Source organism: Pseudomonas sp. FG13 (assembly GCF_057809755.1).
In genome coordinates this window covers 1-15,436 of sequence record NZ_JBMDKO010000061.1, presented here as the reverse complement: position 1 = coordinate 15,436, position 15,436 = coordinate 1, and the positions used below count along the sequence as shown (strand labels likewise).

12 protein-coding genes are annotated in these 15,436 nt (G+C 62.4%); 3 read left to right on the top strand and 9 right to left on the bottom strand.

Annotated features, from left to right (window positions below; translation table 11 throughout):
- Nucleotides 1-60 precede the first annotated feature (60 nt).
- The 9 genes from phaC (ACODTO_RS27135) to ACODTO_RS27095 form a co-directional block, all read right to left on the bottom strand.
- Nucleotides 61-1,743 (bottom strand): class II poly(R)-hydroxyalkanoic acid synthase, encoded by a 1,683-nt coding sequence (gene phaC, locus ACODTO_RS27135; protein WP_489107323.1) that lies wholly within the window; start codon nucleotides 1,741-1,743, stop codon nucleotides 61-63.
- A gap of 107 nt (nucleotides 1,744-1,850) precedes the next feature.
- The gene (phaZ, locus tag ACODTO_RS27130) at nucleotides 1,851-2,708 is read right to left on the bottom strand and encodes a poly(3-hydroxyalkanoate) depolymerase (RefSeq protein ID WP_139646491.1); all 858 of its coding nucleotides are present in this window, start codon (nucleotides 2,706-2,708) and stop codon (nucleotides 1,851-1,853) included.
- A 224-nt stretch (nucleotides 2,709-2,932) separates the two neighbouring features.
- Nucleotides 2,933-4,612, bottom strand: a complete 1,680-nt coding sequence (phaC, locus tag ACODTO_RS27125; RefSeq protein ID WP_175361858.1) for a class II poly(R)-hydroxyalkanoic acid synthase — start codon at nucleotides 4,610-4,612, stop codon at nucleotides 2,933-2,935.
- Between the two features lie 274 nt (nucleotides 4,613-4,886).
- The gene (locus ACODTO_RS27120; RefSeq protein WP_024779918.1) at nucleotides 4,887-5,264 is read right to left on the bottom strand and encodes a gamma-butyrobetaine hydroxylase family protein; all 378 of its coding nucleotides are present in this window, start codon (nucleotides 5,262-5,264) and stop codon (nucleotides 4,887-4,889) included.
- Nucleotides 5,265-5,434: 170 nt separating this feature from the next.
- Entirely contained in the window at nucleotides 5,435-6,772 is a 1,338-nt protein-coding gene (hslU, locus tag ACODTO_RS27115; RefSeq protein WP_139646495.1) for an ATP-dependent protease ATPase subunit HslU, read from the bottom strand.
- Between the two features lie 44 nt (nucleotides 6,773-6,816).
- Nucleotides 6,817-7,347, bottom strand: coding sequence for an ATP-dependent protease subunit HslV (gene hslV / locus ACODTO_RS27110; protein ID WP_003186641.1), 531 nt, complete (start codon nucleotides 7,345-7,347; stop codon nucleotides 6,817-6,819).
- A 220-nt stretch (nucleotides 7,348-7,567) separates the two neighbouring features.
- A complete protein-coding gene (locus tag ACODTO_RS27105; RefSeq protein ID WP_041024763.1) occupies nucleotides 7,568-8,263 on the bottom strand; it encodes an SPOR domain-containing protein in 696 nt (231 codons plus the stop codon).
- A 1-nt stretch (nucleotide 8,264) separates the two neighbouring features.
- On the bottom strand, nucleotides 8,265-10,001 hold the full coding sequence (gene argS / locus ACODTO_RS27100; RefSeq protein WP_139646497.1) for an arginine--tRNA ligase: 1,737 nt from the start codon (nucleotides 9,999-10,001) through the stop codon (nucleotides 8,265-8,267).
- A 210-nt stretch (nucleotides 10,002-10,211) separates the two neighbouring features.
- Nucleotides 10,212-12,431 carry a primosomal protein N' gene (locus tag ACODTO_RS27095; protein ID WP_175384596.1) on the bottom strand — a complete coding sequence of 740 codons (2,220 nt, stop codon included), beginning with the start codon at nucleotides 12,429-12,431 and terminating at the stop codon, nucleotides 10,212-10,214.
- A 289-nt stretch (nucleotides 12,432-12,720) separates the two neighbouring features.
- On the opposite strand from ACODTO_RS27095, the gene rpmE reads away from it, so the two are divergent.
- The 3 genes from rpmE (at nucleotide 12,721) to ACODTO_RS27080 (ending at nucleotide 15,216) form a co-directional block, all read left to right on the top strand.
- Nucleotides 12,721-12,939 (top strand): 50S ribosomal protein L31, encoded by a 219-nt coding sequence (rpmE, locus tag ACODTO_RS27090; protein ID WP_024779913.1) that lies wholly within the window; start codon nucleotides 12,721-12,723, stop codon nucleotides 12,937-12,939.
- Nucleotides 12,940-12,980: 41 nt separating this feature from the next.
- A complete protein-coding gene (locus ACODTO_RS27085) occupies nucleotides 12,981-13,766 on the top strand; it encodes a thermonuclease family protein (RefSeq protein ID WP_489107322.1) in 786 nt (261 codons plus the stop codon).
- A gap of 181 nt (nucleotides 13,767-13,947) precedes the next feature.
- The gene (locus ACODTO_RS27080; protein WP_139646501.1) at nucleotides 13,948-15,216 is read left to right on the top strand and encodes a malic enzyme-like NAD(P)-binding protein; all 1,269 of its coding nucleotides are present in this window, start codon (nucleotides 13,948-13,950) and stop codon (nucleotides 15,214-15,216) included.
- The last annotated feature ends 220 nt before the right edge of the window (nucleotides 15,217-15,436 follow it).

Below are 15,436 nucleotides of genomic sequence, written 5' to 3'. Positions count from 1 at the left end.
CCGGTTTTCTTAATGATGGAGTCGTGCCACGGCCGATACTTCGACCGTGGGGTGAGCCATTCAACGCACGCGTACATAGGTTCCCGGTGCCGCTTCCAGTGGTGGGTATTTGGCGTTGCCCAGGGTCATCCGGGTTTCACGCCGGGCACCGGAGCGCGCCTGAATCCAGTCCAGCCACTGAGGCCACCAGCTGCCATCGACGTGTTTGCCATCGTAGTACCAGGCTCGCGGGTCACTGCTCAGTTGTGGATTCTCGACGTAATTGGCCTTGGGGTTGCCCGGAGGATTGATGATGCTCTGGATATGCCCGCTGTTGGAGAGCACGAAGCGTCGCTCACCTCCCAGCAGCAGCGTCGAACGATACACCACGTCCCACGGGGTAATGTGGTCGTTTATGCCGGCCACGCTGAAACTGTCCACGGTCACCTGCTGCAGGTCGACCGGTGTGCCGCACACTTCCAGCGCCCCGGGACGGGTGAGCGGGTTGTGCTTGAAGAGGTCCAGCAGTTCACCGTGATAGGCCGCCGGCAGCCGCGTGGAGTCGTTGTTCCAGTAGAGGATGTCGAAGGCCGGCGGTTCTTTGCCCAGCAGGTAATTATTGATGAAGTAATTCCACACCAGATCGTTGGGCCGCATCCAGGCGAATACCCGGGCCATGTCACGACCCTCGAGGATGCCCTTCTGGTAGGACCGGCGCTTGGCGGCTTCGAGGGCCTGCTCATCGAGGAACAGGGTGGCCGCACTGTCGATCTCGCAGTCCAGCAGGCTCACCAGGTACGTGGCGCTGGCGACTCGGCGCAGTTGACGCTTGGCTTGCAGATGACCTTGCAGGGCAGCGATGGTCATGCCGCCGGCGCAAGCCCCCATCAGGTTGACCTCACGGGCGCCAGTGATCGCCCGGCAGACGTTCATGGCTGCTTCGGTCGCCTCCACATAACTGGACAGGCCCCATTCACGGTGGCGCACATCCGGGTTGCGCCAGCTGATGATGAACACCTGCAAGCCATTCTTCAGGGCGTACTGGACGACGCTGTTGGAGGGGGTCAGGTCGAAAATATAGAACTTGTTGATCTGCGGCGGCACGATCAGCAACGGCTTGGCGTATTGCTTTTCGCTCATGGGCCGGTATTGGATCAGCTCCAGCATTTCATTGCGGAACACCACTGCGCCGGGTGTGATTGCCAGGGTCTTGCCGACCTCGAAGGCATGGGGCGTGACCTGCCGTGGCATTGCGTCGTTGTGCAGCAGGTCATCGACCAGGTGACTGAGGCCTCGGATCAGGCTGGTGCCGCCGGAGTTGAAGAACTCCTTGACTGCCAGTGGGTTGAGCAAGGTGTTCGAGGGCGCCATGGCGTCGTTGAGCAAGGAGAAGGCGAAGTGCGCGCGTGCATGATCATCGGGCGTCATGTCGCAATCGTCGATCCAGCTCCTGACCTGCTTTTGCCAGCTCAGGTAGGCCTGCAGGCTACGACGGTAAAAGGGGTTGAGTTCCCAGGTGGGATCGGCGAAGCGCTTGTCCTTGGGGTTGGTGGGGTGCAGGGTTTCCCCCAGCAGCACGCGACCCAACTGGCTGCCCAGCTTCAGCGCGTGCCGGGCACTGTTCACCGGGTTGCGCAAGCCGTAGGCGGCAACGTCGCGCAAGGTGGACAGCAGGTCCCTGCCGCGCAGGCCGGTGACCGCACTTTGCGCATTGATGAAGCTGGCAGGGGCGGGTACGGAACCCTTCGCCGGTTTGTCGCGCATGAGTCAACTCCTTCATCATCAGGCCAAATACAAACACACCGAATCAGACAACATAGTCGCTGTTTCGGAAGTTGCGCGTCCCGGCGTCCTGCCAGGCGCGCTGGGCGTCAGCCCCCGCCCTGCGGCGTGGGATGCGGATGCATGACCGCACGCTGACGTTCTTCCTCCAGGAATTTCATGATGATGGGCGCCACAGCCTCGGCCCGGGTGATTAGGAAGAGGTGGCCGTCATCGATGATGTGCAGCTGGGAGTTGGGGATGCGCCAGGCCAGCATGCGCATGTTGATCAATGGGATCAGCGGATCGTCGTCGCCGGCCAGGATCAGGGTCGGCTGATGGATCTTGTGCAGCCAGTGGATACTGGTCCAGCCCAGGCCGGCAAACAGTTGCCAGTAATAACCGAGCTTGCCCGCCGAGCGGACCCTGGCCGCGTGGCTGGTCGCCAGGTTCGGGTCACGGCGGAACGAGCCGCCGTAGATCAGCGGCGCGATGCGCAGCACATGGGAAGGCTGAACGTAGCGCCTGGGGCTTGCCATCATCCACAGCACCTTCGGTTTGCCCGGCACCATCACCGCTCCGGCGGCCGTGGCCGCCAGGATCAGTTTCTTGCAGCGCTCCGGGTAGTCGTGGGCGAACTGCTGGGCCAGGGCGCCGCCCCAAGACACACCCACCACGCTGACCTGCCCATAGTCGAGGTAATCGAGCATGCGTGCGGCAAGCTTTGCCAGGCCAGGAAAGCGATAGGGCCGGCTGGGTGTCGATGAACCGCCGACACCGGGCACATCGAAGGCGATGACTTCCAGGTCCGGGTCCAGGGCTTCGATGAACGGGAACACCAGCTCCAGGTTGGCGCCGATGCCGTTGAAAATCAGCAGCGGCGTCAAGTGAGGCTTGCCGGGACGTACCGCGGTGCGCAAGGTCTGGCCATCCAGGTCGACGGTACGGAAGATGTACGGTTGCGGCATGCTTCAAGCCCTGTGGGTTATGTCGCGATCTTTCATTTTTCCCCGATTCCTTGTGGGAACGAGCCTGCTCGCGATGGCGTCGGGCCAGTCGGTATGGATTTGACTGGCCTGGCGCTATCGCGAGCAGGCTCGCTCCCACAGGGGATTTGCTGCGAGCATGGGATCGGGTCTGCAGCGAGCGGGTCCTGCATCAGATCAGGATATCGGCAGGCAAGTCCCATCCGTTACCGCTCATGCACATACGTGCCAGGTGCCGCTTCACCCGCCACGTAGGTCTTGTTGCCCAGAACGGTGGGCGCCTTTTTCAGTTTGCCCGAGCGCTCGGCCTGCCAGGCCTGCCAGTGCAGCCACCAGGAATCGGTGTGCTTGGTGGAGTTTTCCTGCCAGTCCTCGGCCTTGGCGGGCATGTCTTCGCTGGTCATGTAGCGCGACTTGGGATTGCCCGGCGGGTTGAGGATGCTCTGGATATGACCGCTGCTCGACAGCACGAAATCCACTTTGCCGCCGAACAGTTGCGCCGACTTGTAGCAGGACTTCCAGGGCGTGATGTGGTCGTTGGTGCCCGCCAGAGCAAAGATGTCGGCAGTGACCTGCTTGAGATCGATCGGCGTACCGCACACTTCCAGTGCATTGGGCCGGGTCAATGGGTTGGTCTTGAACATTTCGATGAGGTCGCCGTGGAACGCCGCCGGAAGCCGGGTGGTGTCGTTGTTCCAGAAGAGGATGTCGAATACCGGCGGCTCGTTGCCCAGCAGGTAGTTGTTGACCCAGTAGTTCCAGATCAGGTCGTTGGGGCGCATCCAGGCGAAGACCTTGGCCATGTCGCGGCCTTCGAGCACACCCGCCTGGTAGGAATGACGCCGGGCCGCTTCGAGGGTCTGCTCGTCGACGAACAGTGCCACGTCAGTGTCCAGGGTGGTGTCGAGCACGCTCACCAACAGGGTCAGGGCGTTGACTTTCTTCTCGCCGAGGGCGGCGTAATGGCCCAGCAGCGCGGTGCAGGTGATGCCACCCGAACAGGCTCCCAGCATGTTCACGTCCTTGCTGCCGGTGATGGCCGTGACCACATCCACCGCTTCCTTGAGCGCCTCGATGTAGGTCGACAGGCCCCACTCGCGCTGGTCTTTGGTGGGGTTGCGCCAGCTGACGATGAAGGTCTGCACATTGCTGCGCAGGCAGAAGCGGGCCAGGCTCTTGTCCGGGCTCAGGTCGAATACATAGAACTTGTTGATCTGCGGCGGAACCACCAGCAGCGGTCGCTCATGGACCTGCTCGGTGATGGGACGGTACTGGATCAGCTCCAGCACGTCGTTGCGAAACACCACGGCGCCTTCGGTCACGCCCAGGCTCTTGCCGACTTCGAAGGCGCCCATGTCCACCTGGCTCGGCATCCCCCCGTTGTGCACCAGGTCCTTGGCCAGGTGGGACAGGCCGTCCAGCAGGCTCTTGCCGCCGGTTTCGAAGAAGCGCTTGACCGCTGCCGGGTTGGCCGCCGAGTTGGTCGGCGACATGGCTTCGGTCATCAGGTTGATCACGAAATGCCCACGGCTGATGTCCTGGGGCGGCAGGTTGCTGTCATCGATCCAGGCATGCAGTTCCTTGCGCCAGGCCAGGTAGGTCTGCATGTAGCGCTTGTAGAGCGGGTTCTGGCTCCATGCCGGATCATTGAAGCGGCGGTCATCGGCGGCTGGTTGCAGCTCGGACTTGCCGAACAGGACGTTCTTGAGCTCGGCACCGAAATGGGCGACGTGCCTGGCGCTGTGCAGCGGTTGCTTGAGGGTCTGGGTCAGTACCATGCGAGCAGAGGCCAGCAGGTCTTTTCTGCGCAAGCCGACGACGGGATTCAACCCCAGGGTATTTTCCGAGGCTTGGTACTTCAGGTCATCGTTGTTCTTGTTGCTCATCTACGACGCTCCATTGTCAGACGAGTACCGGGACCGTGCCGCAAAGCCACACAGCCAATACCAGGTACGCTGCTCGGGTGACCGTTAATTCCGCATCGTGGCCAATGAGGAAACATGTGCAAGGGAACTCGCAGGTTCCTTTGCAGGGAACTTGCCAGCTCCATTGGTTACCCGAGTTTAATTTTTTTCGCAAGCAGGCCAGTCATTGACCTTGCCGGGTGGACATTCAAACAGATGAGTCTAGAAAATTCGCCCTAAAGCGCCAGCCCTTGAGCTAGAGCATCAGCTTGACGACGGACTCGCTGGGGTCGCGGGTTTTTCCGGCGGCCTTGAGCTCGGCAAGATAATCGCTCCACAAGTCGTCCTGGCGCACTGCCAACTGGTACAGGTACTCCCAGGTGAACAGTCCGCTGTCATGACCGTCGTCGAAGGTCAATTTCAGTGCGTACTGGCCGGCGGGTTCGATCTTGGACAAACCGACGTTGAGCTTGCCGTATTGCAGGATGGGTTTGCCGTGGCCCTGGACCTCGGCGGAAGGCGAATGCACCCGCAGGAATTCGGCGGGCAGGTGGTACTCCTCGTCCGGCGCGTATTTCAGCGTCAGGGTCTTCGAAGCTTTGTGCAGATTGATGGCGGTGGGGAGTTTGGTCATGGCCTGTGGTCCGTAGCTGAAAGAACCCTGATCTACGCAGCGACACCGTCAGATGTGGGAGCGAGCCTGCTCGCGAAGGCGCAGTGTCAGCCAACAATGATGTGACTGATACCCCGCTTTCGCGAGCAGGCTCGCTCCCACACGGAACTGCGCATGCCTGTAGTGATGAGTTACAGGATATACCGCGACAGGTCTTCGTTCTGCGCCAATTCACCCAGGTGGCTGTTGACGTACTCGGCGTCGATGAGGATCGGCGCTTCGTCATGTTTGCTCGCCAGGTCACCGGCGCTGAACGACACTTCCTCGAGCAGTCGCTCAAGCAGCGTGTGCAGGCGGCGAGCACCGATGTTCTCGGTCTTCTCGTTGACCTGCCAGGCGATCTGCGCCAGGCGCTTGATGCCTTCTGGCGTGAACTCGATGTTCAGGCCTTCGGTCTTGAGCAGTGCGCAGTACTGTTCGGTCAGGGAGGCATGGGGCTCGCTCAGGATGCGTTCGAAGTCTTCCGGCGACAGCGCCTTGAGCTCCACACGGATCGGCAGGCGGCCTTGCAGTTCCGGCACCAGGTCACTTGGCTTGCTCAGGTGGAACGCGCCGGAGGCGATGAACAGGATATGGTCGGTCTTGACCATGCCCAGCTTGGTGTTGACCGTACAACCTTCGATCAGCGGCAGCAGGTCCCGTTGCACGCCCTCACGGGAGACGTCGGCACCGCCGACATTGCCACGCTTGGCAACCTTGTCGATTTCGTCGATGAACACGATGCCGTGCTGTTCGACGGCCTCCAGGGCCTTGGCCTTCAGTTCTTCCTCGTTGACCAGGCGGCTGGCCTCTTCATCGCGCACCAGTTTCAGCGCTTCCTTGACCTTCAGCTTGCGGCTTTTCTTCTTGCCCTTGCCCATGTTGGCGAACAGGCTCTGCAACTGGTTGGTCATCTCTTCCATGCCCGGCGGCGCGGAAATGTCGACGCCGGACATTTCGGCCACTTCGATCTCGATTTCCTTGTCGTCCAACTGGCCTTCGCGCAGACGCTTGCGGAACAGTTGGCGGGTGTTGGAGTCCTGGGTCGCGGCGGAGTCGGCATTGAAACCCATGCGCGCCGGTGGCAGCAGGGCATCGAGGATGCGTTCTTCGGCCGCGTCTTCGGCGCGGTGGCGGACCTTGGTGATTTCCTGTTCGCGCAGCAGCTTGATGGCGGCGTCGGCCAGGTCGCGGATGATCGACTCGACGTCACGGCCGACATAGCCGACTTCGGTGAACTTGGTGGCCTCGACCTTGATGAACGGGGCGTTGGCGAGTTTCGCCAGGCGACGGGCGATCTCGGTTTTACCGACACCGGTCGGGCCGATCATCAGGATGTTCTTGGGGGTCACTTCGACGCGCAGCTCTTCGGGCAGCTGCATCCGGCGCCAGCGGTTACGCAGGGCGATGGCGACGGCGCGCTTGGCATCGTCCTGGCCGATGATGTGGCGGTTGAGTTCGTGGACGATTTCGCGGGGAGTCATGGACATAGTAGTTGGCGGTCCTCAAGCAAGAATGAGCCGGGGTACGGGCTTCATTCTGCGAGATCCTGCTCCTCAATGGTTTGGGTATGGTTGGTGAAGACACAGATGTCGCCGGCAATGCCCAGGGCGGTCTCGACGATTTCACGGGCCGACAGGTCGGTCTTCTTCAGCAGCGCACTGGCGGCGGCCTGGGCGTAGGCGCCCCCGGAACCCATGGCGATCAGGCCGTCTTCGGGCTCAACCACATCGCCGTTGCCGGTGATGATCAGGGAGGCGTCCTTGTTGGCGACCGCCAGCATGGCTTCGAGGCGGCTGAGGGAACGGTCGGTGCGCCACTCCTTGGCCAGCTCAACGGCGGCCCGAACCAGATGGCCCTGGTGTTTTTCCAACTGGCCTTCGAAGCGCTCGAACAAGGTAAAAGCGTCGGCAGTGGCCCCGGCGAAGCCGGCGATTACCTGGCCGTGATACAGGCGGCGGACTTTCTTCGCATTGCCTTTCATCACGGTATTGCCCAGTGAAACCTGGCCGTCGCCGCCCATGACGACTTTGCCATGACGGCGGACTGAAACGATGGTGGTCAAGGGAAGAGTCTCCACGCAGCGGGGCGAAAATGCCCGGATGAAAACTCATATGGGGGTGACGTGGGGTTTTTCAACTGCGGCGTGGGAGTGGTGACAAGCGGTTCGCCCTACCTGTGGGAGCAAGGCTTGCCCGCGATAAAGTCAACGCGGCTCGCCCTGGGGTCGGAGGCGGCGCATCGCGGGCAAGCCTTGCTCCCACAGAGATCGGTTGTCTGTTTGTTCAGCGGCTCTGGCGTTGTTGTAACAACAGGTTGCTAAAGCCGCTGCTAGCCAGTTGTTTCTGCGCCTTGGTCAGTTCCTCGCGGTTGCTGAACGGGCCGACCATGACCCGATACCAGGTTTCGTCCTTCACGGTCCCGGACTCCACCGACACGGATTGGCCCTGCAAGATGATCTGCGCCCGGACCTTGTCGGCGTCGGCTTCCTTGCGGAACGAACCGGCTTGCAGGAAGAACTTCGTCACCGGCGCGGCTTTCTGCACGGGTGGCGCCGGTGGCGGCGTGATGCCAGCCAGGGCCGCCTGGGCGCGGGCGGTGTCGATCTTTGCGGCTTCGGCCGGAGTGACCGGCGTGGCGGGCACTTGTGGCGTCGGCAGGGTTTTTTCCGGTACCGCATCAGGCGGCACGATGACTTCCGACTCCGGCAGCAGGGTGTAGAAGTCGTATTTCGGCTTCACCGGTTGCGTCGGGCTCGGCGGAGTCTTGTTGGCCTCGGCGATGCGCGTGGCTTTCTGCTGCTCCTGGCGAACGCGCTTGACGTCATCGCCCTGGCCCGGCTCCAGTTTCATCAGGAACACGATGAAGGCGCCGACGCTCAGGCCGATCGCCATCCACAACCAGCCCGGAATCGGCTTCTTGGCCGGGGCCTGGTAACGACTGGCGCCGCGTTTGGGTGCAGGTTTTTTCTTGGCAGCCAACTTACATGCGCTCCAGCGTTTCCAGGCCCAGCAGTTCCAGGCCTTGCTTGAGGGTGCGTCCGGTCAGCGCGGCGAGGCGCAGGCGGCTCTGCATTTGCTCCGGGGTGTCGGCGCTGAGGATCGGGCAGTTCTCGTAGAAGCTGGAGAACAGACCGGCCACGTCATACAGGTACGCGCACAGGGTGTGGGGTGTGCCCTTGTCGGCGACGTTGTTCAGCACTTCGCCGAACTGCGCCAACCTCGCTGCCAGTTCCTGTTCGTGAGCCGCCTCCAGCACAATCCGGCCATCCACCTCGTCGAAGCTTTTGCCGAGCTTGCGGAACACGCCTGCCACGCGGGTGTACGCGTACAGCAGGTACGGCGCGGTGTTACCTTCGAAATTGAGCATCAGGTCGAAGTTGAAGCTGTAGTCGCTGGTGCGGTGCTTGGACAGGTCGGCGTACTTCACCGCGTCGATGCCCACGACTTTGGCGATCTGGCGCAGTTCGTCCTCGGCCAGGTCCGGGTTCTTGCCCTTGACCAGGGTGTAGGCGCGCTCCTGGGCTTCGGTCAGCAGGTCGATCAATTTCACCGTGCCGCCGTCGCGGGTCTTGAACGGACGGCCATCGGCACCGTTCATGGTACCGAAGCCCATGTGCTCCATTTCCATCGGGCGAGGTACGAAGCCGGCCAGGCGGGCCACTTCGAACACTTGCTGGAAGTGCAGGGCCTGACGCTGGTCGACGAAGTACAGGACCCGGTCCGCCTTCAGCACGCTGTTGCGATAGCGCACGGCCGCCAGGTCAGTGGTGGCGTAGAGGTAGCCGCCGTCGGCCTTGACGATGATCACCGGCAGAGGCTCGCCGTCGGCGGTCTTGAACTGGTCGAGGAACACGCACTGGGCGCCGTTGCTCTCTACCAGCAAGCCCTTGGCCCGAAGGTCGTTGACCACATTGATCAGGTCGTCGTTGTAGGCGCTTTCGCCCATCACGTCGGCCATGGTCAATTTGACGTTCAGCAGTTCGTAGATTTTCTGGCAGTGGGACAGGGAGATGTCCTTGAACTTGCTCCACAGGGCCAGGCACTCGGCATCGCCGGCCTGCAACTTGACCACCAGGCCACGGGCGCGGTCAGCGAACTCCGGCGACTCGTCGAAGCGTTGCTTGGCGGCGCGGTAGAAGTTCTCCAGGTCCGACAGTTCGTCGCTGGTGATTGGGTTTTCCTGCAGATAGGCCATCAGCATGCCGAACTGAGTGCCCCAGTCGCCGACGTGGTTCTGCCGGATCACGGTGTCGCCCAGGAACTCCAGGACCCGGGCCACGCCATCGCCGATGATGGTCGAGCGCAGGTGGCCGACGTGCATTTCCTTGGCGAGATTCGGCGCGGACAGGTCGACCACGGTGCGTTGCAACGGGCCGGCTTTGCGCACGCCGAGGCGTTCGTCGGCCAGGGCGGCGTCCAGGCGCGAGGCCAGGGCCTGGGTATTCTGGAAAAAGTTGATGAACCCGGGGCCGGCGATGTCTGCCTTGGTGACGTTTTCGTCAGCCGGCAGCGCAGCGATGATTTTCTCGGCCAGGTCCCGTGGTTTCATTCCGGCCGGTTTTGCCAGCATCATTGCGATGTTGCTGGCAAAGTCGCCATGGGTCTTGTCGCGGGTGTTTTCGACCTGAATCGCCGGCGACAGGCCTTCTGGCAACACACCTTCAGCGACGAGTTGGGTGATGGCTTGCTGGATGAGCTGGCGAATGGTGTCTTTCATGGTCTTCTCTTTCAACCGCAGGCGCGGCGGCGCTTCGATGCGCTGGTGGAAAAACTGGGCATTATCCGTGGGGAAGACGGGCTTGCCAACTGTAGCGGGTCGGTTGGGGGCCGGTGGTGACTATTCGGACGCCATCGCGAGCAGGCTCGCTCCCACATTGGAATGCGATTTCCTGTGGGAGCGAGCCTGCTCCGGGCGGCGATATTCCATTCAGTACAAATCCACCGGATCCACATCCAGCGACCAGCGTACCGCTCGTCCGCTGGGCATCTGTTCCAGTACCAGCAGCCAGGCGCTCAGTAGGCGATGTAGTGGCGCCCGGGCATTGGCTTGCAACAAGAGTTGCGCCCGATAGCGCCCCGCGCGTCGTTCCATCGGCGCTGGTACCGGGCCCAGTAACTCGATTCCGCTCAGGTTCTGCTCGGCCAGCAGGCGCTCGGCCTCGCTGCAGGCGTCGTCAAGAAAGCCTTCGGCCTGCCCCGGCTTGTGGGCTTCGGCCCGCAACAGCGCCAGATGGGCAAACGGCGGCAGGCCGGCGCTGCGGCGTTCGCTCAAGGCTTGCTCGGCGAAGGCGAAGTAGCCTTGCTCGGTCAGTTGTATCAGCAGCGGGTGGTCCGCCAGGTGGGTCTGGATAATCACCTTGCCCGGCTCTTCGGCCCGCCCGGCCCGGCCGGCAACCTGGACGATCAGTTGCGCCATGCGTTCGCTGGCGCGGAAATCCCCGGAGAACAGCCCGCCGTCGGCGTCCAGGATCGACACCAGCGTCACCCGGGGGAAGTGGTGTCCTTTGGCGAGCATCTGCGTGCCCACCAGGATGCAGGGCTGGCCTTTCTGGATCGTGGTGAACAACTGGTTCATCGCGTCCTTGCGCGACGTGCTGTCACGATCCACCCGCAGCACCGGGTAATCGGGAAAGAGAATGCCCAGGCGCTCTTCGGCGCGTTCGGTGCCGGCGCCCACCGGACGCAAGTCCACCTTGCCGCATTGCGGGCAATGCCTCGGTACTCGCTCGGTGTGGCCGCAGTGGTGGCAACGCAGCTCGCCGTAGCGTTGATGCACGGTCATCCGCGCGTCGCAGCGTTCGCAGCCGGACATCCAGCCACAGTCATGGCACAGCAGGGTCGGGGCGAACCCGCGGCGGTTGAGAAACACCAGGACCTGCTGGCCGGCAGCCAACGTCTGGCCGATGGCTTGCTGCATCGGCCCGGAAATGCCGCTGTCCAGTGGGCGGCTCTTTACGTCCAGGCGCAGGAACCGCGGCTGTTTGGCACCGCCGGCCCGTTCGTTCAGGCGCAGGAGCCCATAGCGACCGGTGTAGGCGTTGTGCAGGCTCTCCAGGGAGGGCGTCGCCGAGCCGAGGACAATGGGAATGTCCTCCTGGCGGGCCCGCACCAGGGCCAGGTCGCGGGCGTGGTAGCGCAGGCCTTCCTGCTGTTTATACGAGCCGTCGTGTTCTTCGTCGATGATGATCAGCCCGGGGTTCTTCATCGGCGTGAAGAGGGCCGAGCGGGTGCCGATGATGATATCGGCCTCGCCGTCCCGGGCGGCCAGCCAGGCTTCCAGGCGTTCGCGGTCATTGACCGCCGAATGCACCAGGGCGATCCGGGCGTTGAAACGCTGTTCGAAGCGCGCGAGGGTCTGTGGACCGAGGTTGATTTCCGGAATCAGCACCAGGGCCTGCTTGCCCGCTTCCAGGGTCTGGCGGATGAGCTGGAGATAGACTTCGGTCTTGCCGCTGCCGGTGACGCCCGCCAGCAGAAAGGCGTGATAACTGTCGAAGCCTGCGCGGATCGCTTCGCAAGCCGCTCGCTGTTCGGCATTGAGCGGCAGTTCCGGCTGGGCCAGCCAATGTTCATGACGGGCGCCCGGGGCATGCCGGCGGACTTCCACCTGGACCAGATCCTTGGCCAACAGCAGGTCGAGGCTGTCCTTGCTGAGCATCAGCTTGCTCAGCAACTGATGCGCCACGCCGTGGGGATGCTGGGCAAGCGTCGCCAGGGCTTCGCGTTGACGGGGCGCGCGGGCGATGCGCGGGTCATCCAGCGAAGCCCCCGGTGCCACCGACCAGAACCGCTCCTGGCGTGCTTCGGCCGGTTCGCCCTGGCGCAGCAACACCGGCAACGCCCAACTCAGGGTGTCGCCGAGGCTGTGCTGGTAATACTGGGCGGTCCACAGGCACAGCTTGAACAACGAGGCCGGCAGCGGCGGCGTGGCATCGAGCAGCGCCAGGGCGGGCTTGAGCTTGTCGGCGGGGACCTCGCTGTGGTCGGTGACTTCCACCAGAATGCCGATCATTTCCCGCCGACCGAACGGCACCCGCAAGCGCATGCCCGGTTGCAGCCGGGCACGCGGGACTCCGGCCGGGGCGCGATAGTCGAACAGGCGGCGCAGGGGCGAGGGCAGGGCGAGGCGCAGGATGGCGTCGGGCACGCGGGGATCTCAATGACAGGCATGTTCAAAAGACTGGGCGCAATCCCTGTGGGAGCGGGCTTGCTCGCGAAAGCGGTGGCACAGTCGGCATTACTGCAAACTGATTCACCGCCTTCGCGAGCAAGCCCGCTCCCACATTGGTATCGTGCATGAGGCCGGGAGCCTAGCAGACGGTTGGTACAAGGCATAGCTTGCGTCATCGTCGATGTCTGGTAGAATCCGCGCCCTAATTACGTGCGGTATTCAACAATAGTGTTGGGTGGCGGCACGCTAGCCTGAGGAAAACACCATGAAAGCCGATATCCATCCGGAATACCCAGCCATTGCTGTAACCTGCAGCTGCGGCAACAAGTTCGAAACCCGTTCGACCTACGGCAAAGCCCTGGCGATCGACGTTTGCAACGAATGCCACCCGTTCTACACCGGTAAGCAAAAGACTCTGGATACCGGTGGTCGCGTTCAGAAGTTCGCAGACCGTTTCGGTGCTTTCGGCGCCAAAAAGGCCTGAGACTGATCATTTTGGCGGGTCGTTTCGACGGCTGCGAAGTGATGAAAAAGGCGTCCCTTGTGGGCGCCTTTTTTGTGTCCGCGATTTGGCTGAGCGGCGCCCAGGCCTTCTGCCCCGCACCGACGGGCGCGACCGAGGTGGTGGTCCGGCGGGTGGTGGATGGCGATACCCTGCGCCTGGCAGATGGTCGCAGCGTGCGCTTGATCGGCCTCAATACACCTGAGTTGGGTCGGCAGGGGCGTTCCGACGAGCCCTTTGCCGTTGCGGCCCGCCGTCGTCTGGAAGCCTTGGTGGCCGCCAGTGGCGGGCGCGTAGGGTTGGTTCTCGGCAGGGAGGGCAAGGATCGCTACGGTCGGACACTGGCCCATGCCTATGGTGCCGATGGACGCAATCTCGAAGCGCAGATGCTCGCCGAGGGCCTGGGCTTTCAGGTGGCGGTGGCACCGAATGTCGGGTTGGCCGATTGTCAGCGGGCCGCCGAACGCCAGGCGCGGGAAGCGCGTCTCGGCCTGTGGAAGCGTTCACCCGTGCTCAAGACCGGGCAGGTCAAGGCGTCCGGTTTCGCAGTGCTGAGCGGGCGCGTCAGCGCAGTCAGGCGCAATCGTGGTGGTGTTTGGCTGCAATTGGATAATTCGGTTGTATTGCGCATTGCGCCCAATCTGCTGGAACGCTTCGATATGGCTTCGCTCGAGCGCCTTGCCGGCAGGCAGGTCGAGGCGCGTGGCTGGGTGGTCGAGCGGTCTCGCCGTGGGAACGCGGGGCAGGGGCAAGGCCGCTGGCTACTGCCGCTGACCGATCCGGCGATGCTGAGTCCGATGCCGGGATAAAAAATTGTAGACATTTTTTCTGTTGATTGTATGCATCGAGCCCTTGTGTTTCGTGGCCCTTGGCCCAAAGTCGTAGGGCAGGGCGCTTGACAGCGGTGACCGGTCAGTCTTGTAGGGACTTTGCGAGGCGCGTATCCTCGGCGGTCCGTCTGTCCAACACAGTAAAAAGCGGAATGCCCACATGTCTGATCTGAAAACTGCCGCTCTCGAATATCACGCTCATCCTCGTCCAGGAAAGCTGAGTGTCGAGCTCACCAAGGCCACCGCTACTGCCCGCGATCTGTCGCTGGCCTACAGCCCCGGCGTAGCCGAGCCAGTCCGCGAAATCGCTCGCGACCCTGAACTGGCCTACCGATACACCGGCAAGGGCAACCTGGTTGCAGTCATTTCCGATGGCACCGCGATTCTCGGCCTGGGTGACCTGGGTCCATTGGCCTCCAAGCCGGTCATGGAAGGCAAGGGCGTCCTGTTCAAGCGTTTCGCCGGTATCGACGTGTTCGACATCGAAGTCGACTCCGAAAGCCCGCAAGCCTTCATCGACACCGTCAAGCGCATCTCCATCACCTTTGGTGGCATCAACCTGGAAGACATCAAGGCGCCTGAGTGCTTTGAAATCGAACGCGCGCTGATCGAACAGTGCGACATTCCGGTGTTCCACGATGACCAGCACGGTACCGCAATCGTGACCGCGGCCGGCATGATCAACGCCCTGGAAATCGCTGGCAAAACCTTGCCGGAAGCCAAGATCGTCTGCCTGGGCGCCGGTGCTGCGGCCATCTCCTGCATGAAATTGCTGGTGAGCATGGGCGCGAAGATCGAAAACATCTTCATGATCGACCGTACCGGTGTGATCCATTCCGGTCGTAGCGACCTGAACCAGTACAAGGCTGTCTTCGCTCACGCGACCGACAAGCGCACCCTGGCGGACGCATTGGACGGCGCCGACGTATTCGTCGGTCTGTCGGGTCCGAACCTGCTGAGCCCGGAAAACCTGCTGCGCATGGCGCCGAACCCGATCGTGTTCGCCTGCTCGAACCCGGATCCGGAAATCGCTCCGGAACTGGCTCACGCCACTCGCAACGACGTGATCATGGCGACTGGTCGTTCGGACTACCCGAACCAGGTCAACAACGTACTGGGCTTCCCATTCATCTTCCGTGGTGCCCTGGACGTTCGCGCCAAGCGCATCAACGAAGAGATGAAAGTCGCGGCGGCCAACGCCCTGCGCGAACTGGCCAAGCTGCCGGTGCCTCAGGAAGTCTGCGACGCCTACGGCGGCATCAAGCTGGAATTCGGTCGTGAATACATCATTCCGAAGCCAATGGACGCCCGCCTGATCACCCTCATCTCCGACGCCGTGGCCAAGGCCGCGATCGAGACTGGCGTGGCAACCCTGCCGTACCCGAAAAACTACCCGCTCAAGAGCGTGGATGATGTGTTCAACGGCTAAACCGTTGTAACGCTTCAACGAAAAACCCCGGCTCCTGTGAGTCGGGGTTTTTTATTGATCGTTCCCACGCTCTGCGTGGGAATGTGACCTGGGACGCTCCGCGTTCCATCAAGAGTCGAACGCGGAGCGTCCGTAGAGGCGTTCCCACGCAGGAGCGTGGGAACGATCACACCTTGAGGGCGCCATCGCGAGCAGGCTCGCTCCCACATTTGGAATACAT